This is a genomic window from Luteimicrobium xylanilyticum (assembly GCF_009429125.1).
Lineage (GTDB): Bacteria > Actinomycetota > Actinomycetes > Actinomycetales > Cellulomonadaceae > Luteimicrobium > Luteimicrobium xylanilyticum.
On record NZ_CP045529.1, the window covers coordinates 488,191 to 511,028 of the forward strand.

At 70.2% G+C, this 22,838-nt stretch carries 18 protein-coding genes; 14 read left to right on the plus strand and 4 right to left on the minus strand.

The features are described 5' to 3' along the window. Positions 1 to 63: 63 nt before the first annotated feature. From KDY119_RS02160 to KDY119_RS02185, 6 genes are all read left to right on the plus strand, one after another. Positions 64 to 4,125 carry an Eco57I restriction-modification methylase domain-containing protein gene (locus KDY119_RS02160; protein ID WP_051136939.1) on the plus strand — a complete coding sequence of 1,354 codons (4,062 nt, stop codon included), beginning with the start codon at positions 64 to 66 and terminating at the stop codon, positions 4,123 to 4,125. Then, entirely contained in the window at positions 4,122 to 7,487 is a 3,366-nt protein-coding gene (locus KDY119_RS02165) for an SNF2-related protein (protein WP_153021863.1), read from the plus strand. Before KDY119_RS02160 ends, KDY119_RS02165 begins: the two co-directional genes overlap by 4 nt. Before the next feature lie 75 nt (positions 7,488 to 7,562). Then, complete coding sequence (locus tag KDY119_RS02170) at positions 7,563 to 7,748, plus strand: hypothetical protein (RefSeq protein WP_036954639.1); 186 nt, start codon at positions 7,563 to 7,565, stop codon at positions 7,746 to 7,748. Further along, positions 7,745 to 8,467 (plus strand): hypothetical protein, encoded by a 723-nt coding sequence (locus KDY119_RS02175; protein ID WP_051136941.1) that lies wholly within the window; start codon positions 7,745 to 7,747, stop codon positions 8,465 to 8,467. Before KDY119_RS02170 ends, KDY119_RS02175 begins: the two co-directional genes overlap by 4 nt. Before the next feature lie 52 nt (positions 8,468 to 8,519). Further along, positions 8,520 to 10,271 (plus strand): hypothetical protein, encoded by a 1,752-nt coding sequence (locus KDY119_RS02180; protein WP_153021864.1) that lies wholly within the window; start codon positions 8,520 to 8,522, stop codon positions 10,269 to 10,271. Positions 10,272 to 10,315: 44 nt separating this feature from the next. Beyond that, positions 10,316 to 11,251, plus strand: a complete 936-nt coding sequence (locus KDY119_RS02185) for a ribonuclease Z (RefSeq protein ID WP_036954642.1) — start codon at positions 10,316 to 10,318, stop codon at positions 11,249 to 11,251. A 40-nt stretch (positions 11,252 to 11,291) separates the two neighbouring features. On the opposite strand, the gene KDY119_RS02190 is transcribed toward KDY119_RS02185, so the two are convergent. Further along, positions 11,292 to 11,564, minus strand: coding sequence for a MafI family immunity protein (locus tag KDY119_RS02190; RefSeq protein ID WP_194174311.1), 273 nt, complete (start codon positions 11,562 to 11,564; stop codon positions 11,292 to 11,294). Then, complete coding sequence (locus tag KDY119_RS02195) at positions 11,554 to 13,326, minus strand: polymorphic toxin-type HINT domain-containing protein (RefSeq protein WP_148284319.1); 1,773 nt, start codon at positions 13,324 to 13,326, stop codon at positions 11,554 to 11,556. The genes KDY119_RS02190 and KDY119_RS02195 overlap by 11 nt, the downstream gene beginning before the upstream one ends. 227 nt (positions 13,327 to 13,553) lie before the next feature. Here KDY119_RS02195 and KDY119_RS02200 point away from each other — a divergent pair, with 227 nt between their 5' ends. From KDY119_RS02200 to KDY119_RS02225, 6 genes are all read left to right on the plus strand, one after another. After that, the gene (locus KDY119_RS02200) at positions 13,554 to 14,300 is read left to right on the plus strand and encodes a glutamine amidotransferase (RefSeq protein WP_036954645.1); all 747 of its coding nucleotides are present in this window, start codon (positions 13,554 to 13,556) and stop codon (positions 14,298 to 14,300) included. A gap of 76 nt (positions 14,301 to 14,376) precedes the next feature. Beyond that, positions 14,377 to 15,174: an alpha/beta fold hydrolase gene (locus KDY119_RS02205; protein WP_036954648.1), complete on the plus strand. Its 798-nt coding sequence runs from the start codon at positions 14,377 to 14,379 to the stop codon at positions 15,172 to 15,174. Continuing rightward, complete coding sequence (locus KDY119_RS02210) at positions 15,171 to 16,739, plus strand: SpoIIE family protein phosphatase (RefSeq protein ID WP_153021865.1); 1,569 nt, start codon at positions 15,171 to 15,173, stop codon at positions 16,737 to 16,739. Before KDY119_RS02205 ends, KDY119_RS02210 begins: the two co-directional genes overlap by 4 nt. A gap of 332 nt (positions 16,740 to 17,071) precedes the next feature. Further along, positions 17,072 to 18,163, plus strand: coding sequence for a 3-deoxy-7-phosphoheptulonate synthase (locus KDY119_RS02215; protein WP_036955034.1), 1,092 nt, complete (start codon positions 17,072 to 17,074; stop codon positions 18,161 to 18,163). A 75-nt stretch (positions 18,164 to 18,238) separates the two neighbouring features. Then, complete coding sequence (gene sigK, locus KDY119_RS02220) at positions 18,239 to 18,811, plus strand: ECF RNA polymerase sigma factor SigK (RefSeq protein WP_036955036.1); 573 nt, start codon at positions 18,239 to 18,241, stop codon at positions 18,809 to 18,811. Then, the gene (locus KDY119_RS02225) at positions 18,808 to 19,557 is read left to right on the plus strand and encodes an anti-sigma factor (RefSeq protein ID WP_051136944.1); all 750 of its coding nucleotides are present in this window, start codon (positions 18,808 to 18,810) and stop codon (positions 19,555 to 19,557) included. The genes sigK and KDY119_RS02225 overlap by 4 nt, the downstream gene beginning before the upstream one ends. Before the next feature lie 13 nt (positions 19,558 to 19,570). Here the strand turns inward: KDY119_RS02225 and KDY119_RS02230 are convergent, their stop codons facing one another. Further along, entirely contained in the window at positions 19,571 to 19,987 is a 417-nt protein-coding gene (locus KDY119_RS02230; RefSeq protein ID WP_051136945.1) for a hypothetical protein, read from the minus strand. 35 nt (positions 19,988 to 20,022) lie between these two features. Between KDY119_RS02230 and KDY119_RS02235 the strand changes: the two genes are divergently transcribed. Further along, positions 20,023 to 20,382, plus strand: a complete 360-nt coding sequence (locus KDY119_RS02235) for a hypothetical protein (protein WP_051136946.1) — start codon at positions 20,023 to 20,025, stop codon at positions 20,380 to 20,382. A 20-nt stretch (positions 20,383 to 20,402) separates the two neighbouring features. Here the strand turns inward: KDY119_RS02235 and KDY119_RS18795 are convergent, their stop codons facing one another. Further along, the gene (locus KDY119_RS18795) at positions 20,403 to 21,998 is read right to left on the minus strand and encodes a hypothetical protein (RefSeq protein ID WP_036954650.1); all 1,596 of its coding nucleotides are present in this window, start codon (positions 21,996 to 21,998) and stop codon (positions 20,403 to 20,405) included. Between the two features lie 123 nt (positions 21,999 to 22,121). Between KDY119_RS18795 and KDY119_RS18800 the strand changes: the two genes are divergently transcribed. Beyond that, positions 22,122 to 22,832: a GntR family transcriptional regulator gene (locus KDY119_RS18800; protein WP_051136947.1), complete on the plus strand. Its 711-nt coding sequence runs from the start codon at positions 22,122 to 22,124 to the stop codon at positions 22,830 to 22,832. The last annotated feature ends 6 nt before the right edge of the window (positions 22,833 to 22,838 follow it).

The following is a 22,838-nucleotide window of genomic DNA, read 5'->3' on the forward strand; positions in this document are numbered from 1 at the left end:
CGGGCGGGAGGCCGTGCTCATGCGGTCCCCTCAGACTCGCGCACCACCTTGGGGGACACTGCCATGTCGGCTTCCGACTCCTTTCTGGCGGACTTCCGGCGGCGTCACTGGGCGGCGGACGGCGAGGTTGTCGCCGGGCTGAAGCCGCTCGGCTACTACAGCCCAGCGTCGGGTCGGGCGCTCGAGGTCGCAGTGGCGCATGCGGAGTCGAAGCCGACCAAGGCGGACGCTCGGCGGTTGTGGAACGAGCGGCACCGCGGACGGTCGACGGGTGTGCTGCTGGTCGTCATCTATCCCGGCCCTGACGGTGAGGACCGTGCGGAGGTCGTCGGCCTGTACGACGACAGCGCTGTCGCCGATCTCGAGCTGTCACTCATTGAGCGCCGCCTTGCGGAGGCGCTCGACGCCGCGGCCGTCCATGAGGCCCAGGAACTGATGACCGGCCTCTTCGAGATCGCAGAGGGCGGCGTACAGGGGCTGCGTAACAAGGGCCTGTTTGCATCGCACGCGCTCGAGGTGAACACACCGGAGCGAAGCGACTGGGGCGAGGCCGCCTCATCGGCCCGAGTGGTGCGAGGAACGCGCGGCGAGGACTTGCTGCGTGCACTCGGTTGGGCGATCACGCCGGCGGGCGGCGATCTGCTGCTCCGACCCCAGGGCCGCGAACGCGACCGTGCTGTCGCGGTGCTGCTCGAGGGGGATGAGGTCTTCGACCGTCCCGCGTTCCGCTACGGTCTTGGCGTCTCTCCGGTCGAGCACGGGCTGGAGGTCGCCCGCCAGCAGGAGCTTCCCTGGGTCCTCGCCGTGCGCGGTTCGACGGTCCGGCTCTACGCGGCTGATCCGGACGTCGGCGTGACACGCACGGGAGCGGCATCCTTCACCGAGCTCACCGTCGACCTGCTCGACGATGACAATCTCGCCTACGTGTGGCTCCTGCTCACGCCGCGAGCTCTCGACGTTGACGGCACCGCGGATGACATCCTGCGCGACTCGCGCGAGCATGCCACGAGCCTTGGCGAGCGGCTGCGGGAGCGGATCTACCGTGACGTCATCCCGGACCTCTCAGAGACAATCGCCGCAAAGCTCGGCAAGCTCGACGAGAAGGGGCTCGACGACGCGTACCATGACACGCTCGTCGTGCTGTTCCGATTGCTGTTCGTCGCCTACGCGGAGGACCGTGGGCTTCTTCCCTTCGGCCTTCGCACATCTGCTGGTGCCGTGTATACGCGGGTCGCGCTGAAGACTCGGGCGATCGGCTACGCGGAGCAGCTCCGCGATGGCGTGGCCCCCAGGTATGACGGTCACGCGACCGACGTCTGGGACGACCTGGCATCGATCTGGGACGGCATCTATCACGGGCACGTCGGCTGGGGCGTGCCGGAGTATGGCGGTGCCCTGTTCCGCCAGGACTCCGGTCCCGGCCGGGAACTCGCTGGCATCACACTGGGCAACCGGGAGATCGAGCCCGCGCTCGTGGCGCTGCTCGTCGACACCGGTCGTGACGGGACGCTCGGCCCGGTGGACTTTCAGGCCCTGTCGGTGCGTGAGTTCGGAACGATCTACGAGGGGCTGCTCGAGTCGTCGCTCTCGCTCGCGCCGACAGACCTGACGCTCGACAAGAACGATGCGTACGTGCCCGCGAAGCCGGGCGACGAGGTGATCGTCCCGGCAGGAAAGGTCTACTTTCATAACGCGTCCGGGGCGCGCAAAGCCAGCGGTTCCTACTTCACGAAGGAATTCGCGGTCGAGCACCTGCTCCAGACGGCGCTCGACCCCACGCTCGCCGAACATCTCGACCGCGTCGCGGTGCTCCTCGACGACGGCAAGGAGGGGGACGCCGCCGAGGCGCTCTTCGACTTCCGTGTTGCTGACATCGCGATGGGATCGGGCCACTTCCTGGTCGCTGCGGTAGACCACCTCGCGGCAGCGATCAGTGGGTTCCTCGATCGCCGACCGATCCCAGAGGTCCGAGCGGAGCTCGATCGGATCCGGTCCGCAGCGTTCGAAAAGCTCGCAGCCGTCGGGATCAGCGGTGCCGATGCTCCCGAGATCACACACGAGGCGCTTCTTCGCCGTCAGGTCGCTCGACGCTGCATCTACGGCGTCGACATCAACGAGATCGCCGTCGACCTCGCGCGGCTGGCACTGTGGATCCACACGTTCGTCCCCGGCCTGCCCATGTCTTCCCTGGATCACGGACTGGTCCACGGGAACTCACTCACCGGGATCGGCACGATCGACGAGGCGCTCGACGCGCTGGAGCCGGAGCGGGTCGGCGGGTTCGCTGGGGTCCAGAGCCTCTTCGGCGACGCTATTGCGGATGCGATGGCTGCGACCGGTGAGCCGCTCGCGCGGGCGGCCCGGATCAGCGAGGTCTCGGTCGCTGAGACGCTCGCGGCGGAGAAGCTCGCGGCCAACGCTGCTGCGGAGGTCGCTCCCGTTGCCCGCGTGTTCGATGCGATCGTGGCCGTACGTGGTGGCGTGAATGCGCTCCGCCTGCGGGAGATCGCGGCGACGGGCTGGGAGCGACTCGTCGCGGCCGGAGGGCGAGCCGATGTCCGGGAGGTCGTCGGCTCGTTGAAGCCTGTCCACTTCCCGGTCGCGTTCCCCGAAGCCTTCCGGCCGGGGCGGGCTCGACCGGGGTTCGACGTGATCCTCGGCAACCCGCCATGGGAAGAAGCTACCGTCGAAGAGGACAAGTTCTGGGGGATGCATGACCCGCACCTCCGCGCTGCGTCCTCGGCCGAGTCCAGCAAAAGGATCGAGGTCCTGCGGCGAGCCCGCCCCGACCTCGTTGCCGAGCTCGACGATCAGCGCGCTGTTGCCGAGAGATATCGCCGCTACCTTCTCGATGGCCCGTATCCCGGGATGGGCACGGGGGACCCCGACCTCTACAAAGCGTTCTGCTGGCGGTTCTCCAGCCTCGTTCGGAGCCAAGGGCGGATTGGCGTGGTCCTCCCTCGAAGTCCCTTCGCAACCAAGGGTTCGGCGCCGTGGCGACTGTCGCTCCTTCCGGCGGCTGCGACGACGATCTACTTTGCGGTGAATGAGAAGGAGTGGATCTTCACCGACGTCAACCCTGGCTGGCCAGTTGCGCTGATGACCTCTCAGGTCGGTGCCGCGAGCCCCCTGCTGCGTGTGGCAGGCCCGTACCGCGACCAGCGGTCCTTCGAACGCGGCCGAGCAGCTGCCCCCACCGACATACCGCTCGCTCGATTGGCTGAAGTCGATCCGCTCATGTGTGTGCCGGTTGTCGACAGTGACGAGGCGCTCAGCATTTTCGCCCAGCTCATCACTCATCCGCCAATCGGAGTGGCGCGGCCGGATTTTGATGTGCGACCAGCGACGGAACTTCATGCCACGAACGATGGGAAGAAGCGCTTCTTCACAAACCGGGCCTCGGACTGGCCGGTCTATAATCACCTCAACGTTGGGCATTTTGTCTTTGAACCCGGTGTTGGCGCCTTCAATTATGTGGACTGGACAGCGGTCACGACAGAGTTGCAACGGCGACGCTTGAGCACGTTTATGCGCAGCGACTCGCCAATGCGTGGAATCTCGCGCGATGTCGTGGCAGATGCATCGACTCTTCCCGCGCGACACGCCCGCATCCTCATTCGCGACGTAGTGCATTCGTCAAACCCGCGCAAGATTTGGGCGGCACTGGCGCCTGCTGAGACGTTGGTGACAAACACGGCTCCGTACCTGCATTTCGCAAGCGGGACGCAAATGGCACAGGCCTACCTGCTCGGAATTCTAAATTCCGCTGTCTGTGACTGGTTTGGACACCTTCGCGTCTCTCTTCACTTCAATTTCTTTATCTTCAACACTGTTCCAGTGCCATTGTTCGATGATGGGGACGCGCGTTGTGTTCATCTGGCGGCGCTCTCAGGGCGACTTGCCTTGGCGGCGCGTGACGGCTATGGCGAATGGGGAGCCTTTGGACGCCCTATCGAAGTTCCCAGTGAACGCGCTGAGTCGATCGCAGAGATCGATGCCATCGCTTCACTTCTGTATGGCTTGTCCGACGCGCAGCTCGAGTTTGTCTTCGACCGGCCCACTCGGTCTTCCGTGGCGCACGTTCGGCGCTACCGCGAGAAGTGGTCGGCGGGCGATGTCGCATGAGCAACCGTCCGGAGTTCGCCACCAACAGTCCAGCTACGCCGGGCTCGACGATTCCGGGGGAGACGGTCGCTGACGCGATCACGGGCGTCCTTGAAGGACTGGTCGCCAAGCTCAAAGAGCCTCCGCGGTTGGACGTTGCGACGGCGTACTTCAACGTCGGTGGCTTCAACCTCCTGGCCGAGGCGCTTGAGACCGTTGGCTCGGTTCGTCTACTTCTGGGCACCGAGCCATCGGAGTTCGAGGTCCGCAGCACCATCACCCCGCTGAGCGTCCGCGAGGCGCACCGTGGCGACCCGCGACGAGACGAGGCCAACGCCGCCTACCTCGGTGCGCTTGCCCAGGACCGCGATCTCGTGGGCTTCGGTCGCGAGGCCGACGCGGCGTCCGAACGGCTCATCACCTGGCTGCGTCGGGGCGATGTTGAGGTACGGCGACTTACCCGGGGGTTCCTGCATGGCAAGGCCTTCATCCTCCGTCACGACGGCGACGCAGCTCTCGCAGGATCCGCCAACCTCACGTACGCCGGGCTCGCCCGGAACAAGGAGCTTGTTCTCGGGGTCTACCACCCGTCCACCGTCGACCGGGTCCATGAGTGGTTCGAGGAACAGTGGGGCGAGGCCGAGGACTTTGACCTTGCGGATCTCTACGAGGCGCGCCGTGTTCCGCACAACCCGTGGCACGTCTTCCTGCGCATGCTTCTCGCTCTCTACGGCAACGACCTCGAGACGGATCTCAAGACGACCAACGAGCTCGGACTGTCCGACTTCCAAGTGGACGGAGTGTGGCGCGCGCAGCGCATCCTCGACCGACGGGGCGGCGTGATCGTCGCGGACGAGGTCGGCCTCGGCAAGACGTTCATCGCCGGTGAACTCATTCGGCAGGCGGCGGTTGTCCGACGACAGAAGGTCCTCGTCATCGCTCCTGCGACTCTGCGCGACTCGACCTGGAACCCGTTCCTGCGCGAGAAGAACATCCGCGCTGACGTCGTTTCGTACGAAGAGTTGGTCCGAGAGCTCGAAGCCGCCGGGACAGCCGCGTCGAAACTTCAGGACCTCGACGAGTACGCGATGGTTGTCGTCGACGAGGCGCACAACCTCCGCAACGCCGCGACCCAGCGTGCTGACGCGATGCGGGAGCTCCTCGGCGGATCAGTGGGGAAGGACCTGCTCCTTCTAACCGCGACTCCGGTCAACAACAGCCTCCAGGATCTGCAGACTCTCGTCGGCTTCATCAGCCCCTCGGATACCGCCTTCGCCGACGTCGGGGTACGCAGCGTCCGCCAGTACATCGGCGCCGCCATGGCGCTCGACCCTGAGGAACTCAGCGGACAGCACCTCTTCGAGCTGCTCGACGCCATCGCGGTCCGTCGCACCCGACGCTTCATCAAGACCCAATACCCGAACGCACTGATCAACGGCAAGCCGATCGTGTTCCCACAGGCCGTCGTCCAGCGTGTCGACTACGACCTCGACGCGGTGCTGCCGGGCTTCTTCGGAACCTTCGCGCATGCGCTGGGCGCCGACCGCGACGAGATCGGTGCGGTCCGCTCTGCCGGTGAGCCCGACCCGGACGTCCTCACGATGGCGCGCTACGTGCCTTCGCGCTTCCTCCTCGGCTCGGCCCCGGAGGAGCAGTTCCAGGTGCAGAATGCGGGGCTGCTTCAGTCCGCCCTGCTCAAGCGCTTCGAGTCGTCGGCAATCGCCTTCACGCGCACCGTCCGCACGATGATCGCGTCACAAGACCAGTTCCTCGCTGCGCTCGACGGCGGCTGGGTGCTGACGGGAGACGCACTGCGGTCCTGGGTTGCGAGCGACACGGACGACGTCGACCAGTTGGTCGCCGAGCTCGACGACGAAGCGCGGGACAACGCACAGCTCGCGGCCATCTACGACGTCGCCGCGCTGCGTGCGGCGGTCGAGTCCGACCGAGCCCTGCTCGACCGGCTCGCCGCCGCGTCGGGCACCGTGACGGCAGCGAACGACCCCAAGATCGACGCACTCGTCGAGAGACTCGCCGAGATCGCACACTCCGCGCGGCAGGAGGGGATCGGTGACGAGGACACCCGTGATCGGCGCAAGGTCCTGATCTTCACGTACTTCGCCGACACAGCGCAGCACATCCACGACGCGCTTCGGGACCGCATCGATACCGACGACCGCCTGGCGGACTACCGAGGGAGGCTTGTCATGGCCACGGGTCGTGACCGGGACGAGCGCCAGAAGGCTATCGTCGGCTTTGCTCCACGCACGGCGGGCACCGCCCAGGACGAGGACCTGTTCGACATCGCCGTCGCGACCGACGTCCTCTCCGAGGGGGTCAACCTTCAGCAGGCCGGCCGGATCATCAACTATGACCTGCCGTGGAACCCGATGCGGTTGGTGCAGCGGCACGGCCGCGTCGACCGCATCGGTTCGACGCACCGGCACATCTACCTGGCCTGCTTCTTTCCTGATGATGAGCTCGAGGACCTGCTTGACCTTGAGGCGCGCCTCCAACGCAAGATCAACCAGGCAGCGGCCGCGTTCGGTACGTCCGCGATCCTGCCGGGAGTCGAGGAGGTTGACCGTGTCCTCGCGGAGACCCGCGACCAGATCACCCGGCTACGGGAGGAGGAGGCGTCGCTGTTCGGCGACGAGGTTGGCGCAGCGGCTTCGTCGGAGGAGTTTCAGCGGCGTCTCGCGCGAGCGTTCGGGTCGTCACCAGTGACCAAGAGGGCCGTCGAGAACCTTCCCTGGGGTGCGGGTTCGGGGATCGTTCGTGACGGCCACGGACCGGGGATCGTGTATTGCGTGCGGATCGCGGACCATCCGAGGCCGCAGTTTCGATACGTGCCGCTCGAACACGCCGACGACGGGCACTACGAGCCGCGAAGGCTTGAAGGTAAGCCCGAGATCATCGACAGGTTGCTCGCCTGCCTCAATCATGCCGACCCAAGAAGCCCGGACGCGGGAGCGGTGCTCCCGCGAGCGTTGCACGACGCCATCCTCGACACGTGGCCGCTCGTCCAGCAGGCGATCTACGACGACTGGATGGCGCAGGTTGACCCCGCGGCCGTCGAGCCGTCGATTCCCCGCGCGATGCTCGACGCGAGCGAGCTCATCCGACGGCACGGGGGAATCGTCGGTGAACGCCAGGACGCGCTCGTCCAGCGCTACGGTCAGGTCGTCGACAACCGGATCGTGCGCGATGTCCGAGGAACTCTACGGCGTTACGAGGGCGACGCCGAGGCAGGAGTGCGGGCGCTCGCGGAGCTCGCCGACGCGCTGCGACTACCGATCCCTGTTCCCGTCGAGCCGCTGCCTGAGATCGAGTTCGACGACGTCCGCGTGCTCTGCTGGATGGCGGTCCAGGGGGCGCCCTGAGCGCGGTCGCAGGTCGCGGGTTACTGTCGGTAGTGAGGGTTACCGTTCACCTACCGTCGAGAGCAGGAGTTGGGCATGGTCCCCATCGTCGTCACCAGCATGACACCCGCCGAGGCACGAGTCCGGCGCGAGGAGATCGTCCGTCGTGTCGGTGGCGACGAGTCGGCGTTCCGTGACCGAGCGGAGGCGTATCTGCTGTCCGCTGAGGAGCTCGCGCTGTACGACGAGCTCGAGAACCTCGACTTCCTCCTCGGGGAGTGAACGACGAGGGGCTGATCGGCGAGGCGCGGCAATTCGCCACCGAGCTCTCCGCCACGGTGCAGGGCCTCGTGCCTGACTGTGCGCCCTTCTCGGTTCAGAGTGTCGGGCGCCGCATCGCGGTCGAGCAGGAGCCTGGCACCGGCATCCCCTTGCGGGTGACTGGGCGTCCGCTTCTGACGCTCAAGGTCGTGATGCACCTTGAGGGCGATACGTCCGGTCAGTACCTCGCTGTCGAGAGCTCGAACTTTGTGGTCTACGAGGGCGACAGGGCTGCTGGCGAGCCACTGTTCCGCTATGACTACGTCCGGTCGCCGGTGTCGGAGATCCCGGCCGCCCACCTCCAACTGCACGCTCACCGCGACGCGATCGCCTACGTCATGGCACAGACCGGCACGTCGTCAGCCCGTGGGAAGCGCCGGGCGAAGAAGGCATCCGTACCGCATCTTGCTGAGCTGCACTTCCCGCTCGGTGGCCATCGGTTCCGCCCCTGCCTCGAGGACCTACTCGAGATGCTGGTCTCCGAGTTCGGCGTCGACTGCTCGAAGGAGGGACGCGAGGCGCTTCGCCGGGGTCGTGAGAAGTGGCGACGACAACAGACGCGCAGTGTCGTCCGCGACGCGCCCCAGGATGCGGTCGACATCTTGAGGGAACTGGGCTATCGAATCGAGCCTCCCGCGCCGGAGCCGGCGAGCAACGTCGCTCGGCTCCGCGCACTGTAGCGTCGCGGGGCGGGGTTCCCCCCGCCTGACGGCCCGCCCGTACGCTCGAACCATGCCCAAACCCCGACGCAAGCGTGCCCACCCGCGTCCGCAGCGCCGTCGGGCACCCGCACACCCGGCGCCGCTCCACGACGCCAGCCCTGAGGACCTGGAGCTCTTCCAGTCGCTGCGCCGCGGGCTCCGGGCTGACGAGCCGCTGGACCTGCTCGTCCTCGTCAGCGGGATGCTGGCGGTCTCCGACGCCCGCGTCGTGGACATGGCGGCGGCACCGGACGTGCGCGCGACCATGCGCGGCGACCTCGTGGAGTCGCTGATCGGAGCGGCCTTCGCGGAGACGACGGCGGCCCTCACCGCGTTGCGGACGCTGCTCCCCGACGACGACTCGGACCTGGTCGCCGCCGTCGACACCGAGCTGCGTACCCGCCGCCACCCCATGCCGGCGTGGCTGTCCACGCTCGGCCAGGCGCGCGTCGTCGGGCCGGTGTGGAAGCTCACCGAGGTTCTGGGCGACGGCGACGACTACGTGTGGGCCGTCGAGCTCCCGACCGGTGAGGCGCTCACCGCGCTCGTCTACGTCGACCACAACCTGGGCGGGCTCGTGAAGGACGCGTTCGTGGCGCCGACGACGCTCGACGAGTTCGTCAGTGCGATGCGCGTGAACCTCGACGACCGTCAGACGCTCGCGCCCGCGGACCCCGCGGAGGTGCGCGCCGTCGTCGACGACGCCATCCGGCTCGGTCTCATGACGTACCCGCCCGTGGAGTCTGACACGTGGCCCGTCGCGCGGCCGCTGGTCGAGTGGATGCTCTCCCTCCTGCCCGACGGCGGCCACGCACCCGAGGCGCACGAGTGGACTCCCGAGGAGCTCGAGTCGCTCGAGGAGGAGTTCTTCGCGTCGTCGTTCGGGCACGGGGTGGACCGGCCCGAGGCGCGCGGCATGGCACGCCTGCTGTTCGAGTTCGCGGCGAGCTACACTGGCGGCGACCCGCTGCGGTGGAGCGGCGTGAACGTCGAGATCCTGCTCATGGACCTCGTCCCGAGGAAGGTCATGGCGCCGGCCGAGGACCTGGCCGTGGTGCCCGACCTCATCCGCGCGATCATCCCGTTCGCGCACGCACGGCGCGGCGTCAGCCCGCAGGGGACCGTCACGGCACTGGAGTCCCTGGACCACTTCGAGCCCCTGTACCGGGATCTCGTCGCCTCCGACGACCGAGGCGAGGTCTTCGGGGCGCTGCGCGACCTCATCGACCCGGAAGGCTTCATGGTGGACGAGCTCGCGACGCTCGTCGGCGGGCGCGAGGCGCTCGACGTCCTCGACGACGAACCGCTCCCCGACGAGCCGTTCGTCTGGGACGGGGTTCCCGACGACGTGCACGACCGTGTCGCGGAGATCGTCGCGCTCTGCGACGGTGCCGCGGACCGGCTGCTCGACGTCGAGCACCGGACGGCGATGCGACGGTTCGTCGCCCGGGTCGCCGTGGCGGACCCTGCGATCTTCCGACGGCGTGCGTCGGTCGAACGCGGATCGGCTGCCGTCGCGTGGGCCGTGTGCCGGGCGAACAACTCCGCCGGGGCGTATCAGGGACTCACCCTCGGTGAGCTCGTCGAGGCGTTCGGCGTGACGGGGTCCGTCTCGCAGCGGGCCGAGCCCATGCTGAGGGCGCTCGGGGTCGACCCGTCCGCGCTGCCGTCCTGGCGGGGCGGGCACGGGCTCGGGTCCCCGGACCTCCTGGTCTCGGACCGCCGTCGGGCACTCCTGGACGAGCGCGACATGCTCGCGGAGGGCGAAGACTCCACGGACTGATGATCCGTCGAGGCGTCGGCCGGTCCGGGTGCCAGACTGGCGCCGTGGCAGCGCGTGAGCTCGTCGTCCTCGGAACCGCCAGCATGGTCCCGACCCGGGACCGCAACCACAACGGCTACCTGCTGCGCTGGGACGACGCAGGGATCCTCTTCGACCCGGGCGAGGGCACCCAGCGGCAGATGACGCGGGCCGGCGTATCGGCGTCGTCGATTACGCGCATCGCGCTCACGCACCTGCACGGTGACCATGCCCTCGGGCTCCCGGGCGTGGTGCAGCGCCTCAGCCTCGACCAGGTGCCGCACGTGGTGCCGGTGAGCTTCCCGGCGTCCGGGGCGCCCTGGGTCGAGCGGCTCGTCGACGCGACGGTCTACCACCGGGCGGTCGAGCTCGACCTGCAGCCACTCTTGCAGGACGGCCCTGTGCCCGACGGGCCGGGGCCGGGCGCGCGCACGCCTCTGACCCTGACGGCAAGGCGCCTCGACCACACGGTCGAGGTGTTCGGCTACCGCGTCGACGAGCCCGACGGGCGGCGCATGCTCCCGGACCGGCTCGCGGGTGCGGGTCTGTCAGGGCCGGCGGTCGGGAGGCTCGTCGCCGACGGCGTCGCGGTCGGCGCTCGCGGCCAGACGGTGCGAGTCGAGGACGTCAGCGAGGTGCGGCGCGGCCAGTCCGCCGCGTTCGTCATGGACACGCGTGTGTGCGATGCCGCGTACGCGCTCGCCGACGGCGTCGATCTCCTCGTCATCGAGTCGACGTTCCTCGAGCGAGATGTGGACGCGGCACGGCACTACGGGCACCTGACGGCGCGGCAGGCGGCGACCGTCGCTGCCGAGTCGGGCGCCCGGAGTCTCGTGCTGACGCACTTCTCGCAGCGCTACACCGACCCGCGTGAGTACGAGCGGGAGGCGCGTGACGTGTTCGACGGCGAGCTCACGGTCGCGCGCGACCTCGACCGGGTCCCGGTGCCGCGGCGGGAGTGACGTCTCTTGATCCAGTCGGCCACGGAGCGCCGCGATACCGTCAATGGTCTTGTCGTGACGGCAATGTTGCTAGTTGTGCGACCTCGTCGATTCCCGGGTAGTCGAGGGACATCTTGTTCGCGAGATGCTTGATAGTCGTCACCTCGCCGTACGTCAACGGGACCTCGGCATCACTGAGACGGTCGCAAAGTGTTTCCAGGCCAATGCCGTACTCTCCCGCTCTGATCAATTCTCTAAACTCGCCGAGCATGTGGGTTGGAATGTGCGGCGAGAGCTCTCCTTCGAGCTGAGAAAGCTCCTCTTCAAGATCCAACGAAAGCACCTCCGACTGGGTAGGCCGTGACTATGCCCTCTCCAGCGGGCGCTGTCACCACCTTGATCCGAACTCCTTGGCGTTCACCGACGACGACGAATCGTGCGGGTCTGCCCGTCCGTGTGAAGAGAGCCCCACCTGGTCCGCCCTCGCTCCACGTGCTTCGCGGGTCCGTGACGACATTCGAGACGTGCTCCATGATCTCATCGTCGGACCACTCCCGTGGGAAAGGGCTCTTGCCGGGACCTCCGGGCCATCGATGTCCACCTCCCGTAACGTCGCCGTCGAGGATGTGCGTTCTTCGCTGGTCCGAGATGAATCGAGCGCGCTCGCCCGACGCGGTCGGGGCGATTCCATTGTGTCCGGCCATGTTGTGGACGAGGACGGGGTGGTTGCCGGCGAGGACGTAGTAGGTGTGGTGGGTGTGGACGTGGAGGTTGTAGACCGTCACCGCGTCGGATGCGTCCGCGGTCTTGGTCTCGATGGCGTCGACGGTGGCGTGTCGTTCGTCGGCGGTGATGAGCAGGTCGCCGGGGTGGAGGTCGGTGGCTTGGATCCAGCCGAGCCCGTGGACCATGAAGGGGTGTTCGGGTGTGGTGGTGAGGACGTGCCCGGCGATGGTGAGGTGGATGAGGGTCGTGGTCGGGCGGGCGAAGGTTTCTTCGATCGTCTCGATGGTTCGGGTGCCGGTGGTCTGGTCGTAGCAGTGGACGACATCCCCGGCCCGGAGGTCCTCGATCGGGCGGTCGCCATCCGGGGTTGCGACGAGGGTGCCGGCGGTGAAGCAGGTCCCGAAGGAGACTTTGCAGACCGGCTGTCTGTCGAGCCCCGTGGCCCCGTCTTGGAGACCGCTGGTGCCGAGGTTCTTGAGTCCGGTCGCGCTCTGCCGGGTGCCGGCCGCGAGTGCGGTCTTGGAGATCCCGGTTGCGGCGCGGGCTGCTGTTCCGAGGCCGAGGGTGGACAGGGCTGCCGAGGCGACGGCGACACCGGCTTGAGCCCAGGTCCGTTTGCCGGTGGCGGCGAGGGCGATGTTGGCCAGGGCTGAGGTGATCGCGGTGACGGCGGTGATGACCAGGAGGGCCCCGGCGAGTGCTTGCCCGACGACGGGGATGAACGCGACGACCATGGCCAGGGTGCCGGTGATCTGGGAGACGAGGTCGGCGACGTCGGCGATGGCGGCGACGATCTTGGATCCCCAGTTGTCCCACCACGAGTCGTCCAGGCCGTCGCTCGCGGTGGTGTGGTGGATGTGATCCGCGGCGTGCTCGGCGGCCCGGTCCCGCACGTCCACGGCCGTCGTGACCTCGCGTTGGGCGCGGGCCATGACCTGCTGGGAGGTGGTGAGCGTGTCGGCGGCGAGGTCCGCGTGCTGCAGGTAGGTCGCCCGGGCGACGGGGTCGGTCTCCACCTCGGCGAGTTGGGTGTAGTAGGTCCGGGTGCGGGTCGCGTCGGCCTGCTCGTCGAACGCGGCCCGCGCGGCCTCGAGGGCTCGGGCGGTGTCGGACTGAACGGTGTCCAGGACGCCCGCGTAGGTGATCAACGCGTCCCCGGCCGCGGTGTAGCGGGCGTGGGCTTTGCGGATCTGACCGATCGTGTCGTCCCTGGCCTCCACCAACGCGTCGACCGCGGCCGATACCGCACCGTCGACGTCGAGGCGTGTCATCGCTGACGCGGCGCCGTTGATCGCGGCCGCGACCTCGAGGTACTCCCGCCCACCCGAGAGCACCAACACTGGGTCGCCGGGGGTCGGGTCGATGGCCAACCCGACCGGTGACCAGTCGACCGGACGACCCACCCCAGCACCCCCGCGTTGCCACCGACGACGCGGCCCTCGCGCCGTCGTCGGCGAAACTACTCAGAAGCAACGGGCGTGACGGAGGTTATCCACAGCAGGTCGACGGCAGTCGGAGGGGACGGGCCCGGCGCGCCGCCCGACGGCAGCCGCGTCCCCCGACTGCGACCACTGCCGGTCCCGCCTACGCTCACCGGGTGAGGCCGTTCGTCCTGCTCGCGACGCGCGCCGACGACGCCGTCGCCGACGCGGAGTACGAGGCGTTCCGGCGTTACGGCGGTCTCAAGCCGGACGAGCTCGTCCGGGTCCGCCTGGAGGCGGGCCCGCTCGAGGCCGCGCTCCCCGGCTTCGACCCGACCGCGTACTCGGGTCTCGTCATCGGCGGCGGCCCGTTCAACGCGAGCGACCCCCCGGACAGCAAGTCGGAGACACAGCGCCGGGTCGAGGCGGAGCTCGGCGCGGTCCTCGACGAGGCGCTGGCCCACGACGTCCCGGTCCTCGGCGCGTGCTACGGCGTGGGGACGCTCGGGACCCGGTTCGGCGGCGTCGTCGACGACACGTACGCGGAGGCGATCGGTGCGATCCCCGTCACCCTGACCGACGACGGCCGCGCGGACCCCCTGCTCGCCGGGCTCCCGACGACCTTTCACGCCTTCGTCGGGCACAAGGAGGCGTGCGCCGTCCTCCCGCCGGGAGCCGTGCTCCTGGCGAGCTCGCCGACGTGCCCCGTGCAGATGTTCCGCCTCGGTCGGAACGCGTACGCGACCCAGTTCCACCCCGAGCTGGACGTCGCGGGGATCGTCGAGCGGATCCGTGCCTACCGCTACGAGGGCTACTACCCGCCGGCCGAGCTGGACGCCGTCGTCGCCTCGGTCGAGGGTGCGGAGGTCGACGTCCCGCCCCGGATCGTCGCCCGCTTCGTCGAGCTGTTCGCCCGGGACTGACCGGAGACCCACCCGGACCGCCACCCGGCCCCCTGGGGTGCGCGGAACCTCCGCGTCCGTGTCCTACGCTTGCCGCGTGGACGTGCTGGCCAGGAACAACGTGTCGGTGTCGGGACGCGAGGGAGCGGCCCCGATCCTGTTCGCCCACGGCCTCGGCTGCGACCAGTCGATGTGGCGGCACGCGGCACCGGCCTTCGAGGGCGACCATCGCGTCGTCCTCTTCGACCATGTCGGCTTCGGTGGCTCCGACCTGTCGGCCTACGACCCGCACCGGTACGCCTCGCTCGACGGCTACGCGGACGACGTCGTCGAGCTCGTCGAGGAGCTCGGCCTCGGACCCGTGGTGTTCGTCGGGCACTCCGTGAGCTCGATGATCGGGGTGCTCGCGGCGGTCCGCCGGCCGGACCTGTTCGAGCGTCTCGTCCTGGTCGGCCCGAGCCCCCGCTACGTGGACGACGGCGCGTACCACGGCGGGTTCTCGCGTGAGGAGATCGACGAGCTGCTCGAGACGATGGACGCCAACTATCTCGGCTGGTCGCAGGCCATGGGCCCGGTCGTGATGGGCGTGCCCGACCGCCCCGAGCTCGGGAGCGAGCTCGCGGACGCCTTCTGCCGCACCGACCCGGCGGTCGGCCGCCGGTTCGCACGCGCGACCTTCCTCTCGGACAACAGGGACGACCTGCCGCGCTGCGACACCCCGGCGCTCGTCCTGCAGTGCCGCCAGGACGCGATCGCCCCGGTCGAGGTCGGCAGGTACGTCGCAGACCAGCTCCCGGACGCCCGGTTCGTCATGCTCGACGCCGTCGGCCACTGCCCGAACCTGAGCGCACCTCGCCAGGTCGTGGCGGCGATCAAGGACTTCCTCGGGTCGTGACGGATCAGGGGTCGGGGCGTCCGGCGGACCGTCGTGCGTCCGCGTGGCACCGTGCCCCCGTCGCGCTCCTTCGGCTCGACGCCGACGGTGTCGTCCTGGACGCGAACGAGCTGCTCCTGCGGTGGTTGGGCCGCCCCCGACGGGCCGTCGTCGGGCAGGCGCGGATCGGCGAGCTGCTCACCGTCGGCGGCCGCATCTTCTGGGAGACCCACGTCGGACCGATGCTGCGCCTGCAGGGGCGGGTCGACGAGGTCGCCGTCGAGCTGCGCTGCGCGGAGGGGCGCAAGCCGGTCCTGATGTCGGTGCGGGCGGGCGCGCGGCCAGGCGGGCGCCGTGGCGAGGGCGACGTCGACGACGGCGAGACGGTCGTCGACGTCGCCCTGTTCGCGGCCGAGCAGCGGGTCCGGTACGAGCGGGAGATCGTGGCGGCGCGCGACGACGCCGAGCGGACGGCCGAGAGGCTGCGGACCCTCCAGGCGGTGAGCGTGGCGCTCGCGCCCGTCCTCGGGGTGGACGCGCTGGCCGACGCCCTCGGGGCGGCGCTCGCGCGGAGCCTGGGAGTTCGTGCCACCGCGCTGTGGCTCCCCGGGACGGACGGCAGGTGGCGCCGCCTGGGCGCCCCGACGTCGTACCTTCACGACGCCGACGTGCCGCCGGCGCCCGGCCCCGACGGTTTCGCGGCCGAGCCCGACGGGAGCGTCGTGCTCGAGCTGACTCCCCGTTCCGACCTGCGCGGTCGGCTCGTGGTGACACCGAGCGGCTCGGCCGGTGACCTGCCCCTGGACGTCGACACGCTCGTCGCGGTCGCCCGCCAGGCGTCGGTCGCTCTCGGGCGGGCCGCGCTCGCCGAGCACAGCGCGTCGGTGGCGCGGGAGCTCCAGCACGCGATGCTGCGGGGCGAGCAGCCGCAGGACGACCGGTTCGAGCTGGTGACCGTCTACCGGCCCGGGGTGCGCACGCTCGAGGTGGGAGGCGACTGGTACGACGCGTTCTGGCTGGCGGACGGTGTCGTCGCGCTCGTCGTGGGCGACGTCGTCGGGCGCGGGCTGAACGCCGCAGCGACCATGGGGCAGCTGCGGACCGCGGTCCGGGCGGTGGCGACCGCCGACCTCGCCCCCGACGAGGTGCTGGACCGGCTCGACGCGTTCGTCGAGCGGACGTCGGTGGGCTTCTCGGCGAGCCTCGTGTACGCCGTCGTCGACCTGCAGGACGGGCTCGTCCGTTACGCGTGCGCGGGTCACCCGCCGCCGCTCGTCGTCGGCGGGTCGGGCGGTGCGCGCCTGGTGTGGGGTGGCCGGTCCGCCACGCTCGGTGTGCCGAGGACGCGACGGTCGGCGACGGCCTCCCTCCTCCCCGGGGACACCCTGCTCCTGTACACGGACGGTCTCGTGGAGCGCCGCGACCGGGGCCTGCGGGAGGGGTTCGCCGCGCTGGTCGCGTCGGCCTCCCGGCGCCGGGACGAGGGTCAGGCGTTCGACGACGGGTTCGTCGACGAGCAGCTCGTCGGCATCGTCGAGAGCGACGACACGTGCCTCCTCGCGATGACGTGGCGCGGCGGGGCGTGACCGGCTGCCGAGACGACCGAGCCCCGCGCCGACGGCGCGTGCTACCGTGCCGGACGTGATCAACCGTTGGTATTGGCGCTTTACGCCGGCTCCGGGTGGAGCCTGGCGGGCCTGCGCCTGACCAACACCCCCGGAGCCAGCACAGGGCCTTGGACGCGACGCGTCCGGGCCCTTCGTCGTTCAGACGGGCCGGCTCGGGCGAGCCGGTGAGCGGATCCCGGCTGGACGGCACACGACCGACCAGCCCTGCCGCACCGAAGGAGCCACCCGCGATGTCCACCACCGCCGCGACCACCGCACTCGAACCCGCCGACGGCAGTACCGTCGACGACATGAGCGCGGACCCCACCCGACCCGAGCTGCAGGCCAGCACGAGCGACCTGCGGATCCGGGAGATCGACGCCCTCGTCCCGCCGCGCGACATGCTCGACGAGCTGCCGCTCGGGACCCCGCGGTCGGACCTGGTGACGCAGTCGCGCCGCGAGATCCGCGACGTCCTCACGGGGGAGGACGACCGCCTCCTCGTGATCGTCGGACCGTGCTCGATCCACGACCCTGCTGCGGCCCTCGACTACGCGGGTCGCCTGGCCGCCGTCGCCCACGAGCTCGCCGACGACCTGCTCGTGGTGATGCGCGTGTACTTCGAGAAGCCCCGCACCACCGTCGGGTGGAAGGGCCTCATCAACGACCCCCACCTCGACGGCTCGCACGACGTGCGTCACGGGCTCGAGCTGGCGCGCAAGGTCCTGGTCGGCGTCCTGGACGCAGGCGTTCCGGCGGCGACGGAGTTCCTCGAGCCGACGAGCCCCCAGTACATCGCCGACGCCGTGTCGTGGGGCGCGATCGGGGCGCGCAACGTCGAGAGCCAGGTGCACCGGCAGCTCGCCTCGGGGCTGTCGATGCCGGTCGGCATGAAGAACGCGACCGACGGCGACGTCCAGACGGCCGTCGACGCATGCATCGCGGCGTCGAGCGAGCACACGTTCTTCGGGCTGGCCGCGGACGGGCGCGCCGCCGCCGTCGAGACCACCGGCAACCCGGACTGCCACGTCATCCTCCGCGGCGGGCGCAGCGGCCCCAACTACGCCGCCGACGACGTCGCGTCCGCTCTCGACGTCGCCCGCGGCTCGCACCTGGGTGGTGCGGTGGAGCAGGGCGTCGTCGTCGACGCGAGCCATGGCAACTCCGGCAAGGACCACGTGCGGCAGGCCGAGGTCGTGCGGGAGCTGGCCGCGCGCCTCGCGACCGGCGAGCGCGGGATCACGGGCCTGATGATGGAGAGCTTCATCGAGGCCGGTGCGCAGTCGCCCGCGCCGAGCGGGCTCGTCTACGGGAAGTCCGTCACGGACAAGTGCATCGACTGGCCGACGACGGCGGACCTGCTCCGCGAGCTCGCGGGCGCGGTCCGCGCGCGTCGGGCCTGACCCATCCGGGGCCGCCGCCGCACCGAACACCTGGTGACGGACGCCTACCCGCCCGTCGTGCAGGAGACTGTTCGGGTGCCGACAGCGAGGACCACCGACCCCGAGGCGCTGGCCGCTGCCCTCGTGGCGTGCGCGTCGGGTGACCGGCGTGCCTTCGAGCGGGTCTACGACGGACTGGCCCCTGCCGTCTACGGGGCGGCCGTGGGCGTCCTTCGTGACCGCGACCACGCGGCGGAGGTGACCCAGGAGGTGATGGTCGAGGTGTGGCAGACGGCAGCGCGTTTCGACGCCGCCCGGGGTTCGGCGCGTACCTGGGTGGTCACCCTCGCGCACCGGCGTGCCGTGGACCGCGTGCGTTCCGAGCAGTCGCGCCGCGCGCGGGACCAGCGCGACCTCGAACGGAACGTCGCAGCGGCCGACCGTGACGTCGTCGCCGAGCACGTCGAGCAGCTCTTCGAGGCCGCGGCCGTCCGGGACTGCATGGGGACGCTCACCGACACCCAGCGTGACGCCGTCGTGCGGGCGTACTACGGAGGGCGCACGTACCGCGAGGTGGCCGACGACGTCGGGGCGGCTCTCCCGACGGTGAAGTCCCGGATCCGGGACGGCCTGCTCCGGCTGCGCGACTGTCTGGGGGTGACGGCATGACCGACCGCACGCCGCCGCAGGGCGGCACCACCGACCCCGCCTGGGACCTGCTGCCCGCGTACGCGCTCGACGCCGTCGACGACCTCGAGCGCCGCACGGTCGAACGGCTCCTCGCGGTGGACGCGGATGCCCGCCGTGCGCTCGGGCAGTACCGCGAGGTCGCGGCCGCTCTCGTGCCGGACGTCGAGCCGCCCGTCGGGCTGCGGGACGCCGTGCTGGACCGGCTCGACGCCACCCCGGCGGCGGACCGCGACCCGGGGGCGCGTCGCACACGTCGACGCTGGACCGTCGTGGGGATCGCGGCGGCCGCGGTCGTCGCGATCGCGATCCCCACCGGGGTCGCGGTGCACGAGGCCGGCGAGCGTTCGCGGCTCGAGGAGCAGTCGCGGACCGTCGCCGCGATGCTCGCCGACCCCCAGGCCACGCTCGTGACGGGGACGATCTCGACCGGAGGCGAGGCGAGCGTCCTCGTCTCGGGCGGTCGGGCGCTCTTCACCGGCTCGGGGATGCCGTCCGCCGGGCAGGGCAAGGACTACCAGCTCTGGCGGAGCTCGGACGGGAAGACGATGCTCTCCGTCGGGATCGTCCACGCCTCGGCGGACGGTTCCGCAGCCGTCCTGTTCGACGCGCCCGACGACACAGTGTTCGCGGTGACGGTCGAGCCTGCGGGCGGCTCGAAGCAGCCGACGTCGCAGCCCGTTGTGGCGTTGACGACGTCGAGCGCCGTGTCGGGGTCGCGAGCCTGAGGGGTCGGGCCACTCAGGGCGCGACGACGCCGCGCAGCTTCTCGGGGTTCCGGACGACGTCGATCGCGCTGATCACGCCGCCGTCGCGCACGGTGAGCGCCACGGCCACCGGGACCAGGAGCGCGCGGCGACCGGTGGCACCCTTCCAGACCCGGGCGAGGTCGCGCAGCTCGCGGACCTCGGGACCGGTGACCGTGGTCACGTGGCGCGCGGCGGGCCGCTGCGCGACGTCCGCCACGACGGCGGCAACCTCCGACGACGCGACCGGCTGCACGCGCATCGGCGGGACCAGGGTGAGGCCCGCGTGCGTGTAGCCGGCGAGGGTCGCGGCGACGTAGTCGTGGAACTGGGTGGCGCGGACGGTGCTCCACGGCACCAGCCCGGACGCGACGACGTGCTGCTGCGCCGCCTTCGCCTCGAAGTAGGCCATGGGGCAGCCTCGCACCCCACGATGTCGACCGAGACGTGGAGCCCGACCCCCGCCGCGGCCTCGGCGTCGAGCAGGCGCTCGGTGCCCTCGACAAGCGTCGCCCCCGGGTGCCGGGGCGCGTTCGCCGCGTCGACGACGACGTCGCAGCCGGCGAGCGCCGGCGCGAGTCCGTGGCCTGTGGTCAGGTCGACGGGGTGGTCGGAGTGCCGGGACAGCGCGCGGACGTCGTGCCCGGCGGTACGGAGGGCGGCGGCGACCTTGCGGCCGAGCGTCCCGGTGCCGGCGACGACCGCGACGGTCGGGGTGCGGGCGCCCCCGAGGCCGGGCCGAGGAGTGCTGGTGGTGGTGTCGGTGATGTCCATGCCCTTCCGACGATGCAGCGCCCCAGCCTGTGACATTGCCCCCGTCAGCTGGACTACGCCTTCTTCACGACGATGCTCTGGCTCGCAGCCTGGGTGCCGTTGGCGTCGGCGGCGACGACGACCCGGTAGGTGTGCGACGTGGCGCCCTTGCTGACCGTGAACGTCGTGGTGGCGCGGCTGGTCGAGTGGCCCGTGCTCTTCTTCTGGACGGTGTGCCAGGCTCCGGCGCGCCTGACCTGCAGCGTCGCCCTTCCGCCGGGGCTCGAGGTGACGTTCAGCCGGGCCTTCGTCCGATGGCCCGAGATCGTTGCCGCCCGGGCCGAGACCGCTCGCTTGGTCGTGACGTGGGTGGAGTGGCTGATGCGCGTCGCGGAAGTCGGGGTGTACTGGGTGTTGGCCGAGATGACCGCTCGGATGTACCGAGACGACGCTGCCTTGAAGCTGAGGCTCGCTACACCGTTGCTTGCGGTCCTCGCCGACCCAAGCGTGCGCCACGTGGTCGACGTGCCTACCCGCTGTTGGAACGTGACCAAAACTCCCGGTGCGCGCCGACCGCTGTTGTCCGTGAGGGTCACGCTGACGGCGTTCGTCGTGCCCGGTGCGGCCGTGCTGTACCGGCGCTTCGGGCCACTGGCCATCTGCAGTGGAGCTCGGTCGAAGGTGGCCTTCTGGACCAGGTCGGCGGCCTTGAGCTTCTTCGTGCCGCCGAAATGCACGCTGATCGGGTAGGTGCCGGCGGAGAGGGGGAGGTTGTCGGCGTACTCGGTGTGCGTCGCGTCGACGTACTGGCTCTTCGGGAGCACGTACGCGTGTCCCTTCGCGGTGATGGTGACGCCGCCGGGGTCGGCCCCTTCATCTGTGCCCACGACGTCGACGATCACGGTCGCATAGTTGGTCTGGCCCCCCGAGCGGAGCGTGATCGACGGTGTGGCGCGGCTGTCCGTCACCGTGATGGTTCGCTCCGAGGGTGCCCACTGGTCGTCGCCGGAGTAGGTGACGTCCAGGACGTCACCCTCTCGTGCGTCGACGAGGTCACGCGCATAGACGGGCGACGGGGACACGCCGAGGGCCGTGCTCGAAGCCAGGGTCTTGCTCATGAGTACGTGCCCTGCGGCGTTCCGGACGGTGATCGTCCCGGTGGGAACGGCGTCGACGACCTGCCAGCCGCGACCTGTCACCTGCGCTGCGGCGGAGACCCTTGCTTCGCCGTCGAACCATCCGACGCTCGCGGTCGCGTAGAGCGACACCGACGAGGGGGTGAGCTGAACCGACTCGTCCCACGAGCCTGGGGAGCTCCAGTCGCTCGGAGCGAACGTCGCGTGCAACGCGTGCGTGCCCATCTCGTGCGGCGTGAACGACCAGTTCGTGGGCCCGCTCCTGGCGATGGAGGACGAATGGCTGTACTCGGTGGAACCGTCGGGCGCGTCGAGCGTCAGGGTCAGGGTCCCGCTCACGGGCTTGCCGTCGCACGTCGCGACGATGTCCGTGACCGAGGTCCGGAGGGCCACGTTCGACATCGCGGTCGTATGTGCGTAAGGCCCCTCGCTGCAGTCGCCGCTGGGAAGCGCGGCGTCGGCCGGCAGTGCGGCGGCCACGAGGATCGGTGCGGTGACCGCGAGTGCGGCGAGGAGTCGGAGCGGAGCCTTCATGAGGGCCTCAGCGGTCTCTCGAAGCGACAGAGCAGCGAGAGCGTACCGCATTGCGCGCGTCCGATTGCGGAGACATCCCGGCGCGATGTATACACGTGCACATTCTCGTGCGAGGATGGGTCCGTGACGACGACGCTCAGCCCCCGCCAGTCCGGTGCGCGGGCCGTTTACGACGTCCTGCGGACCGAGATCATCGACGGCACGCTCGCACCCGACGAACGGCTGTCCGAGCCCGTGCTCGCGGCCCGGCTCGGGGTCTCCCGGACCCCGGTGCGCGAGGCGCTGCGCCGGCTCGAGGCCGAGACGCTCGTCGTCGAGCAGCCGACCGGCGGCGTGCGGGTCGCGCCGCTCGACGTCGCCGACGCCCGCCAGGTCTACGAGGTCCGCGCCCGCCTCGAGGGGCTCCTCGCCCGGCGCGCCGCCGAACGCGTCGCCGGCCTCGACGGGCGTCCCGGCGCCGACGAGTCCCGCGCAGAAGACGTCGAGAGGCTCTCGCGCCTGGTCGACCTCATGGACACGGTCCGCGACCACGACGACGAGGTGCTGCGGATCGGCGCCGAGTTCCACGCCGTCGTCGAGCGGCTCGCGGAGGACCGACTGTGCGCGGCGCTGCTCCGCCAGATCCGCGGCCACGTCGACCGCTACCGCACGCTCGCCACCCGGGAGCGCGTCGGGACCACCGCCCACGTCGACGAGCACCGCGCGGTCGCGCGCGCCGTCGTCGACGGCGACCCGGACGCCGCCGAGGACGCGATGCGCGCCCACATCGACCAGAGCGCCGCGATGGCGACCCGCGCGCTGGCGCGGGCGGCGTCGTCGGACACCGAGCACTGAGAGAGA